Origin of the sequence: Streptomyces hygroscopicus subsp. hygroscopicus (assembly GCF_001553455.1) — a bacterium.
Classification (GTDB): Bacteria; Actinomycetota; Actinomycetes; order Streptomycetales; family Streptomycetaceae; genus Streptomyces; species Streptomyces hygroscopicus.
The window spans coordinates 1-2,861 of the sequence record NZ_BBOX01000626.1 but is presented as its reverse complement, the minus strand read 5'-3'; the positions used below and the strand labels follow the sequence as shown (position 1 = coordinate 2,861).

At 73.5% G+C, this 2,861-nt stretch carries 1 protein-coding gene; it reads left to right on the top strand.

The genetic code is table 11. From position 1 onward, the window contains the following. On the top strand, window positions 1–2,861 hold a 2,861-nt coding region (locus AXW62_RS39450; RefSeq protein WP_159061114.1), incomplete at both ends, for a type I polyketide synthase.

Genomic DNA, 2,861 nt, shown 5'->3' with positions numbered 1-2,861 from the left:
GACCCCCGCCACCCCGGGCCGGGACCTCCCCTGGATCCTCTCGGCGCGCAGTGCACGCGCGCTGGGCGCCCAGACGCGGCGACTGCGCGCCCACCTGGACGAGCACCCCGACCTCGACGCCGCCGACATCGGCCGCTCCCTGGCAGCCACCCGGTCCGTCTTCGACCACCGCACCGTCCTGCTCGGCGCGGACCGGGCCGAACTCACCGCCGCCCTCGACGGCGGACCCGCCGCCGACGCGGTCAGTGGCACCGCCAAGCCCGGCCGCACCGCCTTCCTCTTCCCCGGCCAGGGCGCGCAGCACATCGGCATGTGCCGCGAGCTGTACCGGACCCACTCCGTCTTCGCCGAGGCTCTGGACCAGGTGTGCGCCCAGTTCGAACCGCGCCTGCGGGACGTGCTGTTCGCCGACCCGGACAGCGACGACGCGGCGCTGCTCCACCAGACGCGGTACACCCAGCCGGCGATCTTTGCCGTCGAGGTCGCGCTGTACCGGCTCCTCACCTCCTGGGGCGTCACCCCCGACCTCGTCATCGGCCACTCCTTCGGGGAGATCGCCGCCGCCCACGTCTCCGGTGTGCTCTCCCTCGCCGACGCGGCCACCCTCGTCGCCGCCCGCGGCGAGCTGATGCAGGCGCTGCCCGACGGCGGCGCGATGTACGTGGTCGAGGCGACCGAGGAGGAGGCCGCCGAGGCACTCACCGGCATCGACGACGTCTCGATCGCCGTGATCAACGGGCCGACGCAACTCGTGCTCTCCGGCAACGGCGAGACCGTGGCCCGTATCGCCGAGGACTTTCACGCGCGGGGCCGCAGGACCACCAGGCTGCGCGTCTCGGTCGCCGCCCACTCCCCGCTGATGGACCCCGTACTGGCGGACTTCACCGACGTCGCCCGCGGCCTGTCGTACGCGCCGCCCACCCTGCCCGTCATCTCCAACGTCACCGGCCGGGTCGCCACCGCGGACCAGCTGTGCTCGCCGGACTACTGGGTCGACCACGTCCGTGCCACCGTCCGCTTCCACGACGGCGTGGCCGCCCTCCGCGCCCAGGGCGCCACCCGGTTCCTCGAACTCGGCCCCGACGCCGTGCTCACCCCCCTCATCGAACCCGCCGAGGCCGAACTGGCCGTATCGCTGCTCCACCGGGACCAGCCGGAGCCCAGGACGCTGCTGCGCGGGCTCGCCGAGGCGTTCGTCGCCGGCGTCGGCGTCGACTGGACGGCCGCGTTCGCGGACACCGGCGCCCACCTCGTCGACCTCCCCACCTACGCCTTCCAGCGGGAGCGCTACTGGGTGGGCGAGGAGCCCACCGGGGCCGCCGTCCCGGTCGTGGCGGACGACCACGTCAGCTCCGCCACCCTCGCCCTCCGCGAGCGCCTGCTCGACCAGCCGGAGGGCTTCCTCGCGCAGTGGCTGGCCGCGCACCTGACCGCACTGGACGGCCCCGAGCACGCCGAGGGCCGTACGACCTTCCGCGATCTCGGCTTCGACTCCGCCCGCTCCGTCCAGCTGCGCAACCGGCTCGCCTCCGCCACCGGCCTGCGGCTTCCCAGCAGCCTGCTCTTCGACTACCCCACTCCGGACGCACTCGTCGACTATCTGCGCGATCGGATCCTCGGCGTGCTCCCCGCCGAGGAGACCGTCACCCGCCGGCCGGCCGTCGACGGCGACCCCATCGCCATCGTCGGTATGGCCTGCCGGCTGCCGGGCGGCATCGCCTCGCCGCAGCAGCTCTGGCAGGCCGTGGCCGACGGCGTGGACGCCACCGCCGAGTTCCCGACCGACCGGGGCTGGAACCTCGCCGCGCTCTACGACCCCGACCAGGACCGTGTCGGCACGAGCTACGTCCGCCGGGGCGGCTTCCTGGACACCGCGGGCGAGTTCGACGCCGAGTTCTTCGGCATCAGCCCGCGCGAGGCCATCGCCATGGACCCGCAGCAGCGGTTGCTGCTGGAGACCTCCTGGGAGGCGGTCGAGCGGGCCGGTATCCGCCCCGACTCCCTGCGCGGCGGCCGCGTCGGCGTGTTCGTCGGCGCCACCTCGATGGAGTACGGGCCCCGGCTGCACGAACCGGTCGAGGGCACCGACGGCCTCCGGCTGACCGGCAGCACCTCAAGCGTCGCCTCCGGACGGGTGGCGTACACCTTCGGGTTCGAGGGTCCGGCGGTGACGGTGGACACGGCGTGCTCGTCGTCGCTGGTGGCCCTGCACCTGGCGGCGCAGGCGCTGCGGAACGGTGAGTGCGATCTGGCGCTGGCGGGCGGTGTCACGGTGATGTCCACGCCGGGCATGTTCGTGGAGTTCTCGCGTCAGCGGGGTCTGGCGGCGGACGGCCGCTGCAAGCCGTTCTCGGACGACGCGGACGGTACGGGGTGGGCCGAGGGTGTGGGTCTGCTGGTGGTGGAGCGGCTGTCGGACGCGCGGCGCAACGGTCACCAGGTGCTCGCGGTGGTGCGCGGCAGCGCGGTCAACCAGGACGGCGCGTCCAACGGTCTGACGGCGCCGAATGGTCCGTCGCAGCAGCGGGTGATCCGGCAGGCGCTGGCCAGCGGGCGGCTGGGTCCCGGTGATGTGGATGTGGTGGAGGCGCACGGTACGGGCACGACGCTGGGTGACCCGATCGAGGCGCAGGCGCTGCTCGCCACCTACGGCCAGGGCCGGACCCAGGACGCACCGCTGTGGCTCGGGTCGGTGAAGTCGAACATCGGGCACACGCAGGCGGCGGCGGGCGTGACCGGTGTGATCAAGATGGTGATGGCGATGCGGCAGGGTGTGCTGCCGCGCACGCTGCACGTGGGAGAACCGTCGCACCATGTGGACTGGTCGGCGGGCGCGGTGAGTCTGCTGACGGAGGATCAGC